The sequence below is a fragment of the Enterovirga sp. genome (assembly GCF_035325185.1).
Classification (GTDB): Bacteria; Pseudomonadota; Alphaproteobacteria; order Rhizobiales; family Beijerinckiaceae; genus Enterovirga.
This window is the reverse complement of record NZ_DAOLAJ010000097.1, coordinates 1-12,988: the sequence shown is the minus strand read 5'-3', so window position 1 is coordinate 12,988 and position 12,988 is coordinate 1. Positions and strand designations below refer to the sequence as shown.

Here is a 12,988-nt window from a genome sequence, read left to right as displayed (position 1 = left end):
GCCTGCTCGATGTTCACGGGCTTGCCGGCGACGATCAGGGCGACCATGCCCATGCCGTAATGGGGCACGCACTTGACGCCGTAGACGCCTTCCTTCTCGACCGTCACCGTGATCGGCTTGCTGATCTCGCCCTTGAAGGGCTGCGCGCCCTCGGGGAGCATGCCCTCGATGCTGGCGGCGTCGTGGCCCTTGTCGGTCGGCACGAAGGTCACGGTGTCACCGACCGCCGCCGTGATGAGAGGCGGCTCGAAGACCATCACGCCGCGCTCGCCCTTGTTCAGCATCTTCACCTCATGGTCGGCCGCCTGCGCGACAGTCGAGAGCAGGAGGCTCGCCAGTGCGGCGGCGACGGTCGTCGTGATTTTCATGGTGCTCGCCCTTTCGTCATGCGCGCAGCCGCGCAAGACGGCGGCGGTGTGGAGGCTGTCATGGACCGTGGGTGAAATCCGAATGGGGCTCGATCACCTCCCGGCCGGAAGCGTCGCGACGCCGTGACATATCGGCGGGCGGCACGGCACGGCCGTCGAGCGATCTCACCTCACCCCCGGAGAGGCACGGCGCTTTTGGCCGAAGGCGATGTCGCCTTCCGAAGCGAATCGACCGGGATTCGCTTCGAGAAAGCTCCGGCCATCGGCCAAAAGCGTCACGTCCAGACCCCATCCACGATCCATGACGACCCTTAGGACAGCAGACAATGCAAGACTTTGTCCTGGCGCAAATTGACGGCGAAAACACCGCCGCCTCTCGCGCCCTCTCATCGCTGTAGCGCGGCGGCGCGTCCTGCCCTACAGCAGGCCTCGCTTCTCGCCTGCCCGGACCTTCGAGCCTCATGCGCCTCGCCGATATCGAAGCCTCGCTGCGCCGCATCGGGATCGATCGCTACCTGATCCTCCTGTTCCTCACCCTGGCGCTTGCCAGCGTCCTGCCCGTGCGGGGAGAGGCGGCCAAGGTCGTCTCCTCGGTCACGTTCTGGGCGGTGGCGGTGCTGTTCTTCCTCTACGGGGCGAAGCTCTCGACCGAGTCGATCCGGGACGGCCTCCTCAACCGGCGCCTTCAGCTCGGCACCCTGCTGACGACCTTCGGCCTGTTCCCGATCCTCGCCCTCCTCCTCTCCTCGCCGGCGCGGATGCTGGCGCCGGCGCTGGCGGTCGGCATCCTCTATATCGGCAGCCTGCCCTCGACGGTGCAAAGCTCGATCGCCTTCACCTCCCTCTCCGGCGGGAACGTGGCCGGCGCGATCTGCGCCGCCTCGATCTCGAACATCGCCGGGGTGGTCCTGTCGCCTCTGCTCGTCTCCCTCCTGCTGGCCACCTCGGGCGAGGCGGCGCCCGGCTTCGAAGCCGTCTGGAAGATCTGCCAGCAGATCCTGCTGCCCTTCATCCTGGGCCAGTTCTGCCGGCGCTGGCTCTTCGCGACCCTCGCGCGGCACAAATGGATCGTCACCATCTTCGACCGCGGCACGATCCTCCTGATCGTCTATTCGGCCTTCAGCGCCGGCGTGACCTCGGGGATCTGGGAGAAGCTCGGCCTGCACATCCTCCTTCTCCTGTTCGGGCTGATCGTCCTGTTCCTCGCGATCGTCATGGCGATCACGGTGCTGGCCGCGCGGCTGATGCGCATGCCGCGCGAGGACGCCCTGGCCCTGTTCTATTGCGGCTCGACGAAGTCCCTGGCGACCGGATTGCCGATGGCGGGAATCCTCTTCGCCGGCCAGGACATCGCGCTGATCGTCCTGCCGCTGATGCTCTACCATTTGATCCAGCTCGTCGTCTGCGCGCTGATCTCGGCGCGCATCGCCGAGCTTCGCAACCAGAAGCAGGCCATGGCCTGAGGCGCCAGGGCAGCCCGTGCCGACATGGATTCCTTCCCCTCGCTCAGCATCCGCGTCGATCTCGGGCCCGGCATTCGCATCGGGCCGGGCAAGATGCGCCTCCTCGAGCTGATCGCCGAGACGGGCTCGATCTCGGCAGCGGGGCGTGCCCTCGCGATGTCGTATCGCCGCGCCTGGCTCCTGGTCGACGAGATGAACCGCACCCTGCCCTCGCCCGTCATCCAGGCGAAGCCCGGCGGGCGCAGCGGCGGCGGCGCGGCGCTGACCTCCTTCGGCGAGAGGCTGGTCGTCTGCTACCGCGCCATCGAACACGATTCCGAGACGATCGCCCGCCGCCGCCTCGCCGAGATCCCCGAACTGGCCAGCCTGCGCGACGAGGCAGGCGACCCGGAATGAGGGCCCGGACCGTCCCGCGACGGCGCCTCAGGCGCCGCCCCGGTCGAGCGACATCGACTTGACGAGGGCATAGACCCGCCGGCCCGGCGCAAGGGCGAGATCGGCGGCGGACTTGCGGGTCAGCCGCGCGAGGAGGCGCGCCTCGCCGCAGGCGAGCGTCACCTCGACCGCGCCCGCCACCTCGGCCAACGCCTCGACCCGTGCCGGCAGGATGTTGAGGGCGCTGATGCCGGCCGGGCGCTCGATCGCGATCATGACTTCGCGCGCGGGAACCAGCAGGCGGACGGCCTCGCCGGGCGCCATGGCTCCCGGCAACCAGACCTCGCCGGCCGGCGTCGCGACGCGGGCAAGGCCGAAAGCCTCGTCGCGGGAGACCACCCGTCCCTCCAGCATCGCTCCCGCATCCCGCTCGCCGGACAGCGCGCCGAAACCCGCCTGCGCCAGGACCTGCGCGGCCGGGCCCGTCGCGGCGACCCGGCCCGCCTCCAGCACGACCACCGTATCGGCGAGCCGCACGACCTCGACCACCGAATGCGAAACGTAGACGATGGGCACGCTGCCCTCGTCTCGCAGGCGCTCGATATAGGGCAGGATCTCGGCCTTGCGCGCATCGTCCAGCGAGGCCAGAGGCTCGTCCATGAGGAGGAGGCGGGGCCGGGCGAGCAGGGCCCGGCCAATGGCGACGCGCTGCTTCTCGCCGCCCGACAAGGTCGCGGGACTGCGCTCGAGGAGATGGCCGATGCCGAGAAGATCGGCGACGGCCGGGAGGTCCGGCCCGCCCTCCCCCCGCACGAACCAGCGCCCGAAGAGAAGGTTGCGGCGCACGCTGAGATGCGGAAAGAGCCGCCCTTCCTGGAAGACGTAGCCGATGCGGCGCCGGTGCGGCGGCACGAAGAGACCGGCCCCGGTATCGACCAGGACCGTCCCGTCCGCCACGATCCGCCCCCGCTGCGGCCGCAGGAGCCCGGCGATCGCGTTGACCAGGGTCGTCTTGCCCGCGCCCGAACGGCCGAAAAGGCAGGTGAGGCGGCCGCCCGCCCGGAAGGACATTCGCACCTGGAACGCGCCCTGGTCATGGGCGAGATCGACCTCGAGGGTCATGCGCTCACGCCGGCGCGATCCGCCCGCCGATGCGGCGCGCCATCCATTCGGAGCCGACCAGCGCCGCGACCGAGACCGCGACCGAGACGAGCGTCAACCGCAAGGCGCCCCCCTCCCCGCCCGGCACCTGGAGGAAGGTGTAGATCGCCGCCGAGAGCGTCTGCGTCTCGCCCGCGATATTGCCGACGAAGGTGATGGTCGCGCCGAACTCGCCCATGGACTTGGCAAAGGCGAGGATGGCCCCGGCCAGGATGCCCGGCAGGATCATCGGCAGCGTCACGACCAGGAACACGAAGGGCGGCGGCGCGCCGAGCGTCGCCGCGGCGTCTTCGAGCCGCCGGTCCACGGCCTCGATCGAGAGGCGGATCGCCCGCACGAGCAGCGGGAAGCCCATCACCCCGCAGGCCAGCACCGCCCCCGTCCAGCGGAACGCGAGCACGATGCCGAAGGCGGATTCGAGGAAGGCCCCGATCGGCCCACGCCGGCCGAATCCGAGGAGCAGCATGTAGCCGGTGACGACCGGAGGCAGGATGAGCGGCAGGTGCACCAGGGCGTCGAGCACCGACTTGCCCCAGAAGCGCTTGCGCGCCAGCACATAGCCGATGGCGAGGCCGGGCCCGAGGCTCGCCATCGTCGCCGCCGTCGCCACGAGGAGACTCAGCCGCAGCGCGGTCCACTCCTCCGGGCGGAGCAGATCCGTCACGTCTCAGGAGCCGGAGCGGGCCTTGTCGAGGATCGTGAAGCCCTGCCTGCGGAAGGCGTCGGCCGCGGCCGGGCCGCGCAGGAAGTCGAGGAAGGCGGCCGCGTCGGCGCTCGTCGCATCCTTCAGCACCGCGACCGGATAGACGATCGGCGGATGGCTGTCGGCCGGGAAGGTGCCGACGACCTTGACCTTCGGATCGGCCGCCGCATCGGTCGCGTAGACGATGCCGAGCGGCGCCTCGCCGCGCGAGACGAGGAGCAGGGCCGCGCGCACGCTCTCGGCCTGGGCGATCCTGTCCTTCACGCCGGCCCAGGCGCCGAGCTTCTCCAGGGCGGCCTTGCCGTATTTGCCGGCGGGCACGGCATCGACATTCCCCATGGCGAGGCGCCCGTCGCCAAGCGCCTTGGCGAGATCCATGCCCTGGCCCACCGTGAGGGAGACGGGCGAATCCTTCGGCGCGATCAGCACGATGCTGTTCGCCAGGAGGTTCGTGCGCGTCTCCGGCCGGATCAGGTTCTTGCCGGCGAGATAGTCCATCCAGTCGAGATCGGCCGAGAAGAAGAGATCGGCGGGGGCGCCCTGCTCGATCTGCTTGGCGAGGGTGTTGGAGGCCGCGAGCGAGACCTTGACGGGGGGCTTGCCCTCCTTGGCCCAGGCCGCTCCGATCTCGTCCAGCGCGTTCTTGAGGCTCGCCGCGGCGAAGACGACGGGTCCCCCCTGCGCCAGGACCGGGGCGGATGCGAGGAGTCCCGCCAGGGCGAAAGCCACTGCGCCGAGCGCACGCTTGAGCAGGACACGCCTCGGCGTCATCGCGGTCTCCCGATTTTGATAACCGTATCTGCTCGGATATAGCGTCGGGGCAAAGCCGCATGCAAGCCGCGGCGAGGGAGCCGGTCACATGAAGATTTCCGCCCGCAACAAGCTGAAGGGAAAGGTCGTCGAGCTGCGCAAGGGCGCGACCACGGCCCATGTGCGGATCGATCTCGGCAACGGCTCCGTCGTCACCGCCTCGATCACCAACGAGGCCGTCGACGAACTCGGCCTCGCCGTCGGCCAGGACGCCTGGGCCGTCGTGAAGGCGTCCGACGTGATGGTCGCGGTCGAATGATCCGGGCCGCCCTCGGCGGGCTGCTTTTCCTCGCGGCCACGGGCGCCTTCGCGCAGGAGGCGGGATGCGGGCGCCTTGCCTGGAACCTCGATGCCGAGCGCGCCCTGCTGGCGTCGGACGGAACGGAGCAGGCCGCCCCGCCCCTCGCGCGGCGTCTGGGCCTCAGGCCGATGGCCGAGGCGGCGCTGCCGAAGCCGCCCGAGCGCGCGCCTCGCGCGCCGCAATCTTTCGCCGCCTTCACGACCGTCTCGATTCCCGAGGCCGGCCTCTACCGGGTGACGCTCGATTCGGACGGCTGGCTCGACGTGATCCAGGACGGCGCCTATCGCGGCGCGGATGCTTTCACGGGGGCGCGCGCCTGTCCGGGCCTGCGCAAGAGCGTCCGCTTCCGGCTGGAGCCGGGCGAGGCGATCGTGCAGGTCAACCGCGATTCGGGCGGGGCGATCGGGATCGCCGTCACCCGCGAGCCCTGACGCCATGGTCCGCAGGAACGAAATCCGCCCCGGCGAGGTCGCGGTCGAGATGCCGCCCGCAACCGATGCCGGCCTCGTCTTCATCGGCACGATCCGCACGCCCTGGACGGACCGGCTCCTCTGCCCGCGCCAGGGGCGGCTCGACGGGCCGGTCTGCCGGATCGAGCTGAGGGAGACCTGGGCCGGGGGGCTTTCGGGGCTCGAAGGCTACGAGAGGGTCGAGGTGCTGTACTGGCTCGACCGCTCACGCCGCGACCTCCTGCTGCAAAGTCCGCGGAGCGACGGGACCGTGCGCGGCGTCTTCTCGCTGCGCTCGCCGGTGCGGCCGAACCCCATCGGAACCTCGCTCGCCGCCCTCGTCGGCATCGAGGGGTCCACGGTGCTGGTGCGCGGGCTCGACTGCCTCGACGGCACGCCGCTGATCGACCTCAAGCCCGATCGCTGCGCCTTCACGCCCCTCGCCCCGCCCCAGCCGGGCGATTTCGAGACCGGGACCTGACAGCTCCCGTCATCCCTCCCGCTTCAATTCGTAGCGCATGAGAAGCGGCGTCTGGGCGAGCGCGAAGAGGACGGTCAGCGGCATGATGCCGAAGACCTTGAAATTCACCCAGGCATCCGTTGTTTGCGTGCGCCAGACGATCTCGTTGAGCCCCGCGAGCACGAAGAAGAAGATCGCCCAGCGCAAGGTGAGCTTGCGCCATCCCTCCTCCGTCAGCTCGAACATCGAATCCATCACCACGCGCAGCAGCGGCTTGTCGAAGGCGAGGCCGCCGAGGAGGCAGGCGCCGAAGAGGGAATTCACGATCGTCGGCTTCAGCTTGATGAAGGTCTCGTCGTGCAGCGCGATGGTGAGCCCTCCGAAGACCACCACGACCACCCCGGACACAAGGGGCATGAGCGGCAGGCGCCGGACCAGGAGATAATGGACCGCGAGCGCGATCACGGTTGCGACCACGAAGAGGCCGGTCGCGACGAAGATGCGCCGGTCAGCCGGGACGCCGAAGCGGTCCGAATAGGCGTTGGCGAGGAAGAACAGCACCAGCGGCCCGAGTTCCAGCGCGAGCTTGGCGAGCGGGTTGAGGCGCGAGGGGCCGGGTTCGTCCATCGAATGTCCTGCGGATTGGTGCGGGTGCGAGCCGCCCGTGTCCATTAACATCAAGAACAGGGAAGCCGAGGAGCGGGTGCGCGAGTTGAAACGCCGCACGGGCAGGGGCACCGTCGCTGCGCACGCCGCTCCTCTACAAGGGCGGCGATTTCGCGCAGACCGATATCGAATCCGCCCTGGCCGGCTGAGGGCCGCCGCTACCCCTCCAGCCCGGCAATGGCGCGGGAGAAGTCGCGGGCGGTGAAGGGCTCCAGGTCCTCGACGCCCTCGCCGACGCCGATGAAATGCACCGGCAGGCCGAATTTGGCCGCGAGCGCGACCAGGATGCCGCCGCGCGCGGTGCCGTCGAGCTTGGTCATGACGAGGCCCGACACGTCGGCGGCCTTGCGGAACAGCTCGACCTGCGAGAGCGCGTTCTGGCCGACGGTGGCGTCGAGGACCAGCAAAGTCGCATGGGGAGCGTCGGGATCGATCTTGCGCAGCACGCGCACGATCTTCTCCAGCTCCGCCATCAGCCCGGCCTTGTTCTGGAGCCGCCCGGCGGTGTCGATCATCAGCACGTCCGCCCCGCGCCCGCGCGCCTCTTCCAGGGCCTCGTAGGCGAGGCTCGCGGCATCCGAGCCTTGGGCCCGCGCGATGACGGGCGCTCCGACCCGCTCGCCCCAGACCTTGAGCTGCTCGATGGCGGCGGCGCGGAAGGTGTCGCCGGCCGCGATCGTGACCGCGAGGCCGTCGCGGCGGAACTTCTGCGCCAGCTTGCCGATCGTCGTCGTCTTGCCGGCCCCGTTCACGCCGACCATCAGCAGCACGAAGGGCTTGCGCGAACGGTCGATGACGAGAGGCTCGGCGACGGGCGCCAGCACCTTCTCGATCTCGCCGGCCATGATCGCCTTGACCTCCTCCGGCTCGATCTCACGATCGTAGCGGCCGGCGGCGACGGCCTCCGTGATCCGGCTCGCGGTCTCGATGCCGAGATCGGCCCCGACCAGGATATCCTCCAGGTCCTCCAGCGTGGCGCGGTCCAGCTTGCGCTTGGTGAAGAGCGAGGAGACGCCGTCCCCGATCGCCGAGGAGGTGCGGCGCATGCCGTCCGCGAGACGGCGCAGCCAGCCGCGCTTCTTCTCGGCGGGAGGCGGCGCTTCCGCAGCCGGAGCCGCCTCGGGCAGGGGCTCGACCGCCACCGGCGCGGGCGGCTCCTCCTCCGGGAGCGGAGACGGAACGCCCGGCGACGGCTCGGCCGGAGCGGATGCCTCGACCTCGTCTTCGACGTCCGGGGGCGGCCGGAGGCTCTCCCCTTCCCCGTCCCGAGGCGTCCCGGCGGGGCCCCGAACCGGAGACGCATCGTCATCCTGCGCGGCCCGAGGAGCCGCCTCGGCCTCCCCGGCATGGGGGGAGACATCCCGGTCCGGGGGCGGAGTCTCGGAGGCGGCGGGCGCGCCGGGCTCCTCCTTCCTGCCGAGAATCTTGTTCAGGAGCCAGCCGGGCTTGCGGCCTTGCAACGTCATCACGCTTCCTTGCGGCACCGCCTCTGCGAGCGTAGCTCCGGCGGCATGGATACGGCCACCATAATGGCTCGCCTGCTCTATCGCGATGCCTTGATGCTGATTCTGGACAAGCCGGCCGGCCTGCCGGTCCATCGCGAGCGCGGCGCGCTGCAGCGCGAGACCCTGACCGACTGGCTCGACGACTTGCGCTTCGGGCTTCCCCGGCGGCCCGAACTGGCTCACCGGCTGGATCGCGAGACCTCCGGCTGCCTGGTGCTGGGGCGGCATCCGCGCGCCCTCGCGCGCCTCTCCTCGCTCTTCGCGGCGGGACAGGCCGAGAAACTCTACTGGGCCGTGGTCGAGGGCGTGCCGCGCGAGGCGGCCGGAACGATCGACCTGCCCCTCGCGGAGGAGGCACCGGGCACCGGCGGGCGGCGCATGCGCCCTGATCCACGGGGGAAGCCCGCGGTCACGCGCTGGCGGCTCCTCGCCTCGGCCGGCCCCCTCTCCTGGCTGGAACTTGCCCCCGTCACGGGGCGGACGCATCAGCTCCGCGTCCATTGCGCCGCCTCCGGCTGGCCCATCCTCGGCGATCGCCGCTACGGCCGGGGACCGGGGCCGCTGATGCTGCATGCACGCCGGATCAGCCTGCCGCTCTACCCAAAAAAACCGCCCGTCGTCGCGGAGGCCCCCGCGCCGGCCCCGCTCGCCGCCGCGATCGCGCGGATCGAGCGCGGTCCCGATTAGCCGGCCGGAGCCGTCTCCGGCATGAACTCGGCCAGGAGCGCGCCCTCCGTGCGGCCCGTGACGAAAGCGGGGCCGAGCGCTCCCTTCGGGGCGGGCCGCGCGAGCCACACCATGGCGAATCCCTCGGTGCGCGCGAGGCCGCTCCCCTCGACCAGCACCTCCCTGACCCGCCCGACCTCTCCGGCGAGATGTCGCGACAGCGCCTCCTCGCCGGCCCGGCGGAGCCGCGCGGCCCGCTCGCGCACCTCCTCGCGCGGCACCGCCGGCATGCGGGCGGCGGGGGTTCCGGGGCGCGGGGAATAGGGGAAGACGTGCAGATGGGTCAGGCCGCAGGATTCGACGAGATCGAGGCTGCGCCGGAACATCGCCTCGCTCTCGGTCGGAAAGCCCGCGATCAGGTCGGCCCCGAAGACGATGCCCGGCCGCGCCCTCCGCATCTCCTCGCAGAAGCGCACGGCATCGGCATGGGAATGGCGCCGCTTCATGCGCTTGAGGACGAGATCGTCGCCGGCCTGGAGCGAAAGATGCAGGTGCGCCATCAGCCGCGCCTCACCGGCCATGGCGTCGAAAAGGTCGTCATCCGCCTCGACCGAATCGATCGAGGAGAGACGCAGCCGCGGCAATTCCGGCACCTCGGCGAGGATCGCCTTGACGAGGCGGCCGAGCGTCGCTCCCGCGCCGAGATCGCGGCCATAGGCGGTGATGTCGACCCCGGTCAGCACCACCTCGCGCGCGCCGCCCGCAACGGCCGCCCGCACAGTGCCGGTCACGGCCTCCGCCGGGACCGAGCGCGACCGGCCCCTTCCCGCCGGGATGGTGCAGAAGGTGCAGGAATGATCGCAGCCGTTCTGGATTTCGACGAAGACCCGGACCCGCCCGGCGCCGGCATCGCTGGCCGCGCTCTCCAGCCTGCGCGCCCCGGCGAGGCCGCCGATCTCGACGCGCCCGAGCCGCCCCTGCGCGAGGCGGGACCAGATCGCGGGCTCCATCTTCTCGGCATTGCCGAGCAGGGCCGCGACCTCGGGCATGGCGGCATAGGCGGAGGTTTCGACCTGCGCCCCGCAGCCGCCGACGACGACGATCGCCTCCGGCCTCAGCCGCGCCGCGCGGCGGATGGCCTGGCGCACCTGGCGCCCCGCCTCGACCGTGACCGCGCAGCTATTGACGATGACGAGATCGGAGAGGCCCGCCGCCGCGGCGCGGCTGCGCATCGTCTCGGCCTCGGCGCCGTTAAGCCGGCAACCGAAGCTCAGCACCTCGATGCTCATCCGGCGGCCCGGCCGGACGTTCCGGCGCCCTCGGACATCCCGGCGGGGAAGACGCCCTCGTGCTCCAGCTCGACCGGGCCGGTCATGAGGACATGGCTGTCCGATTCCCGCCACTCGATCAGGAGATCGCCGCCGGGCAAGGTCACGGTGGCGCGCCGGCCGGTGAGGCGCCTCCTGGCCCCGGCGACCAGCGCCGCGCAGGCCGCAGACCCGCAGGCGCGGGTGAGGCCCGCCCCGCGTTCCCAGACGCGCAGCTCGATACGGTCGGGCGCGCGCACGGCCGCGAGCGAGATATTGGCCCGCTCGGGAAAGATCGGATGGTTCTCCAGCATCGGGCCGAGCCGCGCGAGATCATAGGCGGCCGGATCCTCGACCCAGAAGATCGCGTGCGGATTGCCCATGCTCACGACGGAGGGCGAATGCAGCACCGGCGCGTCGATCGGCCCGATCTGCAACTCGATCGCGCGCGTATCGGCGAAGGGCTCGGCGAGCGGGATCTCGTCCCAGCGCAGCCGCGGCGGCCCCATATCCACCGTGAAGAGATCGGCGCCGAGCCGGGTGACGGACAGGAGCCCGGCATCGCTCTGGAGCAGGAGGCCGTCTCCCTGCGGACGCGCCATCTCGCGGTCCTCCATCATGGCCCAGGCGACGCAGCGCGTGCCGTTGCCGCAGGCGCCCGCGCGCGAGCCGTCCGGGTTGTAGATGAGGAGGCGCCCGTCGGCGCCGGGAGCGAGCGGATCGTGGATCGCCATGAGCTGGTCGAAACCGCTCTCGGGGCGCGCGGCGACCGCGACCGCCTCCTGCGGCGCGATCTCCCCCGGCGCGCCGCGCAGGTCCACGACGACAATTTCGTTGCCGAGACCGTTCATCTTGAGATAGCGCCTTCCGGCCAGGAGACTCATCGCGGTTCTCGGGAAAATCTCGCAGGATTGCAGCCGCCGATGGGAACATTCCCACGGGTATCGTATATCTGACGGCAATGCGGCTGTCGCCAGGGGCGCGGCCGCGAAAGGATCACGGATGAGCGCCAGTCGTCGAACCTTCGTCGTGGCGGCCTGCGCCGTCGCGGCGGCATCGCTCGCGCCGACATGGCTCCTGGCGCAGGAATCCGCGAGCCCCGCCCCGGCGAGCCCGGCGCCATCCTCGCGCCCTACCCTCCTGCCCGAGGCCGGCGATCCGGCCAATATGGACGAGGTGATGCTGGTCTCGAAGCCCGTCCTGATCCTCTCGGGCACCAGCGACTGGGACAACGGGCTGAAGAACCTGCGCGCCGCCTTCGCGAGCCTCGAGAGCGAGCTCGCGCGGCTCGGCATCGCGCCGGCCGGGCGTCCTCTCGCCCTCTATACGCAGCCCACCGACGACAATTTCAAGTTCGACGCCATGATCCCGATCGCGGCGCCGCCCGCGACCCCGCCCGCCGATCTCGCCAAGGACATGCGCTTCGGCGAGACGCCCTCCGGCAAAGCCTTCCGCTTCGTCCACAAGGGGGCCTATGACGACATCGACAGCACCTACGAGACCATCACCACCTATCTGGAGGCGAAGGACATCGTGGCGCGCGACGCCTTCATGGAGGAATTCGTCAACGACGTCGCCGACCCGGCCGACGAGACCATGGAAGTCAATATCTTCGTGCAGCCGAAATAGAGCCCGTCACCCCTCCCAGACCTGGCCCGGCCGAAAGGCGGCGAAGCGTTCCGGCGCGATGCCGGCCTCCGCCAACGCGGCGGCGAGATCGGCCGGGGGCTGCTCGATGCCCTCGTCGGTGAGCTGGAAGGTGCCCCAATGGATGCCGATGGCCTCCTGCGCACCGAGGTCGCGGAAAGCCATGACCGCATCGGCCGGGTTCATGTGCTGGGGCTGCATGAACCAGCGGGGCTCGTAGGCCCCGATCGGCAGGCAGGCGAGGCGCACCGGCCCGTGCCGCTCCGGGACCGCGCGGAAGATGTCCCCGTCGCCATAGCCCGTATCGCCCGCCAGATAGAGGGTGCCGCGCGGCGTCTTCAGCACATACGCCCCCCAGAGCGCCATCCGGCGGTCGTTGACGCCCCGCGCCGACCAGTGGTTGGCCGGCTCCAGATGCAGGCTCACGCCCTCGCCGAGATCGAGGCCGCCCCCCCAGTCGAGCGTGTCGACCGCCGCCGCGTCCTCATAGGCGCGGATGATCGTGTCGTTGCCGAGCGGGGCGACGATGCGGGGCATGTCGCGCTCCCACAGCCGCCCGATCGTGACGACGTCGAGATGGTCGTAATGGTTATGCGTCACGAGGACGGCGTCGACCGGCGGCAGGTCGTCGAAGGCAATTCCCGGCGGATTGACCCGCCGGGGGCCCGCGAAGCGGGTCGGGCTTACGCGCTCGGACCAGACGGGATCGACCAGGATGTTGAGGCCGGCGGCCTGGACGAGGATCGTCGCGTGGCCGACCAGCGTCACGCGGAGCCCTTCGACCCGCTCGGCGGGATAGGCCGCGAAGGGGCTCGGAAAGCGCGCCGGCCAGGAGCCGCGTCCGCGCGCGCGGCTGAGCTGCCAGCGCGCCAATTCCAGCAGGCCCTTCTCGGGATCGTGGCCCGGCCGGTGGAAGCGCACGCCGTCGAAATGGTCCGTGACCGGCCCGCGGTAATAGGGATTGCGGCTGCGCGCGAGGGCGGCATAGCCGACACCTCCCATCGTCAGCACGGTTGCGGCACTGGCGATTCGTGCGAGGGCGCGGCGGTCCACCATGCCGCATGATTGGCCCGGCTCGGCGCCCCGTTCAAGACACCGCGCCCGCAG

Annotated in this window: 16 protein-coding genes; 7 read left to right on the top strand and 9 right to left on the bottom strand. The window is 70.8% G+C overall.

The genetic code is table 11. From position 1 onward, the window contains the following. On the bottom strand, positions 1-368 hold a 368-nt coding region (locus PKD06_RS15770; protein WP_324381726.1), incomplete at its 3' end, for a pseudoazurin. Between the two features lie 461 nt (positions 369-829). On the opposite strand from PKD06_RS15770, the gene PKD06_RS15765 reads away from it, so the two are divergent. Both PKD06_RS15765 and PKD06_RS15760 read left to right on the top strand, forming a co-directional pair. Continuing rightward, entirely contained in the window at positions 830-1,831 is a 1,002-nt protein-coding gene (locus PKD06_RS15765; protein ID WP_324381724.1) for a bile acid:sodium symporter family protein, read from the top strand. Between the two features lie 24 nt (positions 1,832-1,855). Continuing rightward, positions 1,856-2,227: a winged helix-turn-helix domain-containing protein gene (locus PKD06_RS15760; protein ID WP_324381723.1), complete on the top strand. Its 372-nt coding sequence runs from the start codon at positions 1,856-1,858 to the stop codon at positions 2,225-2,227. 27 nt (positions 2,228-2,254) lie between these two features. Here the strand turns inward: PKD06_RS15760 and modC are convergent, their stop codons facing one another. Genes modC through modA form a run of 3 tightly spaced genes read right to left on the bottom strand, consistent with a single transcriptional unit; the run spans position 2,255 to position 4,841 of the window. Next, positions 2,255-3,328: a molybdenum ABC transporter ATP-binding protein gene (gene modC, locus PKD06_RS15755; RefSeq protein ID WP_324381721.1), complete on the bottom strand. Its 1,074-nt coding sequence runs from the start codon at positions 3,326-3,328 to the stop codon at positions 2,255-2,257. 4 nt (positions 3,329-3,332) lie between these two features. After that, positions 3,333-4,031, bottom strand: a complete 699-nt coding sequence (modB, locus tag PKD06_RS15750; protein WP_324381719.1) for a molybdate ABC transporter permease subunit — start codon at positions 4,029-4,031, stop codon at positions 3,333-3,335. A gap of 3 nt (positions 4,032-4,034) precedes the next feature. Continuing rightward, positions 4,035-4,841, bottom strand: coding sequence for a molybdate ABC transporter substrate-binding protein (gene modA, locus PKD06_RS15745; protein ID WP_324381717.1), 807 nt, complete (start codon positions 4,839-4,841; stop codon positions 4,035-4,037). Positions 4,842-4,929: 88 nt separating this feature from the next. Between modA and PKD06_RS15740 the strand changes: the two genes are divergently transcribed. The 3 genes from PKD06_RS15740 to tsaA are packed head-to-tail and all read left to right on the top strand — an operon-like array spanning position 4,930 to position 6,111. Then, complete coding sequence (locus PKD06_RS15740) at positions 4,930-5,139, top strand: molybdopterin-binding protein (RefSeq protein ID WP_324381715.1); 210 nt, start codon at positions 4,930-4,932, stop codon at positions 5,137-5,139. Then, positions 5,136-5,612: a hypothetical protein gene (locus PKD06_RS15735; RefSeq protein ID WP_324381713.1), complete on the top strand. Its 477-nt coding sequence runs from the start codon at positions 5,136-5,138 to the stop codon at positions 5,610-5,612. Before PKD06_RS15740 ends, PKD06_RS15735 begins: the two co-directional genes overlap by 4 nt. Before the next feature lie 4 nt (positions 5,613-5,616). Further along, positions 5,617-6,111: a tRNA (N6-threonylcarbamoyladenosine(37)-N6)-methyltransferase TrmO gene (gene tsaA / locus PKD06_RS15730; RefSeq protein WP_324381711.1), complete on the top strand. Its 495-nt coding sequence runs from the start codon at positions 5,617-5,619 to the stop codon at positions 6,109-6,111. Positions 6,112-6,120: 9 nt separating this feature from the next. Here the strand turns inward: tsaA and PKD06_RS15725 are convergent, their stop codons facing one another. After that, complete coding sequence (locus PKD06_RS15725) at positions 6,121-6,717, bottom strand: septation protein A (RefSeq protein WP_324381709.1); 597 nt, start codon at positions 6,715-6,717, stop codon at positions 6,121-6,123. A 197-nt stretch (positions 6,718-6,914) separates the two neighbouring features. Beyond that, entirely contained in the window at positions 6,915-8,222 is a 1,308-nt protein-coding gene (ftsY, locus tag PKD06_RS15720) for a signal recognition particle-docking protein FtsY (protein ID WP_324381707.1), read from the bottom strand. A gap of 93 nt (positions 8,223-8,315) precedes the next feature. On the opposite strand from ftsY, the gene PKD06_RS15715 reads away from it, so the two are divergent. Further along, entirely contained in the window at positions 8,316-8,948 is a 633-nt protein-coding gene (locus PKD06_RS15715) for an RNA pseudouridine synthase (protein WP_324381705.1), read from the top strand. Here PKD06_RS15715 and mtaB read toward each other — a convergent pair. Beyond that, positions 8,945-10,216, bottom strand: coding sequence for a tRNA (N(6)-L-threonylcarbamoyladenosine(37)-C(2))-methylthiotransferase MtaB (gene mtaB, locus PKD06_RS15710; RefSeq protein ID WP_324381703.1), 1,272 nt, complete (start codon positions 10,214-10,216; stop codon positions 8,945-8,947). The two genes, PKD06_RS15715 and mtaB, sit on opposite strands and share 4 nt — an antisense overlap. Further along, on the bottom strand, positions 10,213-11,118 hold the full coding sequence (gene dapF, locus PKD06_RS15705; protein ID WP_324381701.1) for a diaminopimelate epimerase: 906 nt from the start codon (positions 11,116-11,118) through the stop codon (positions 10,213-10,215). Before dapF ends, mtaB begins: the two co-directional genes overlap by 4 nt. A gap of 118 nt (positions 11,119-11,236) precedes the next feature. Between dapF and PKD06_RS15700 the strand changes: the two genes are divergently transcribed. Beyond that, positions 11,237-11,863, top strand: a complete 627-nt coding sequence (locus PKD06_RS15700; RefSeq protein ID WP_324381699.1) for a GyrI-like domain-containing protein — start codon at positions 11,237-11,239, stop codon at positions 11,861-11,863. A gap of 6 nt (positions 11,864-11,869) precedes the next feature. Here PKD06_RS15700 and PKD06_RS15695 read toward each other — a convergent pair whose 3' ends face one another. Beyond that, positions 11,870-12,934 carry an MBL fold metallo-hydrolase gene (locus PKD06_RS15695; protein WP_324381728.1) on the bottom strand — a complete coding sequence of 355 codons (1,065 nt, stop codon included), beginning with the start codon at positions 12,932-12,934 and terminating at the stop codon, positions 11,870-11,872. Between the last annotated feature and the right edge of the window lie 54 nt (positions 12,935-12,988).

What these genes read in the sequence shown, in the direction of transcription:
- PKD06_RS15765 (WP_324381724.1), top strand. Translation starts at nt 830, where the DNA reads ATGCGCCTCGCCGATATCGAAGCCTCGCTGCGCCGCATCGGGATCGAT.
- PKD06_RS15760 (WP_324381723.1), top strand. Translation starts at nt 1,856, where the DNA reads ATGGATTCCTTCCCCTCGCTCAGCATCCGCGTCGATCTCGGGCCCGGC.
- modC (WP_324381721.1), bottom strand. Translation starts at nt 3,328, where the DNA reads ATGACCCTCGAGGTCGATCTCGCCCATGACCAGGGCGCGTTCCAGGTG.
- modA (WP_324381717.1), bottom strand. Translation starts at nt 4,841, where the DNA reads ATGACGCCGAGGCGTGTCCTGCTCAAGCGTGCGCTCGGCGCAGTGGCT.
- PKD06_RS15740 (WP_324381715.1), top strand. Translation starts at nt 4,930, where the DNA reads ATGAAGATTTCCGCCCGCAACAAGCTGAAGGGAAAGGTCGTCGAGCTG.
- PKD06_RS15735 (WP_324381713.1), top strand. Translation starts at nt 5,136, where the DNA reads ATGATCCGGGCCGCCCTCGGCGGGCTGCTTTTCCTCGCGGCCACGGGC.
- tsaA (WP_324381711.1), top strand. Translation starts at nt 5,617, where the DNA reads ATGGTCCGCAGGAACGAAATCCGCCCCGGCGAGGTCGCGGTCGAGATG.
- PKD06_RS15725 (WP_324381709.1), bottom strand. Translation starts at nt 6,717, where the DNA reads ATGGACGAACCCGGCCCCTCGCGCCTCAACCCGCTCGCCAAGCTCGCG.
- ftsY (WP_324381707.1), bottom strand. Translation starts at nt 8,222, where the DNA reads ATGACGTTGCAAGGCCGCAAGCCCGGCTGGCTCCTGAACAAGATTCTC.
- PKD06_RS15715 (WP_324381705.1), top strand. Translation starts at nt 8,316, where the DNA reads ATGCTGATTCTGGACAAGCCGGCCGGCCTGCCGGTCCATCGCGAGCGC.
- mtaB (WP_324381703.1), bottom strand. Translation starts at nt 10,216, where the DNA reads ATGAGCATCGAGGTGCTGAGCTTCGGTTGCCGGCTTAACGGCGCCGAG.
- dapF (WP_324381701.1), bottom strand. Translation starts at nt 11,118, where the DNA reads ATGAGTCTCCTGGCCGGAAGGCGCTATCTCAAGATGAACGGTCTCGGC.
- PKD06_RS15700 (WP_324381699.1), top strand. Translation starts at nt 11,237, where the DNA reads ATGAGCGCCAGTCGTCGAACCTTCGTCGTGGCGGCCTGCGCCGTCGCG.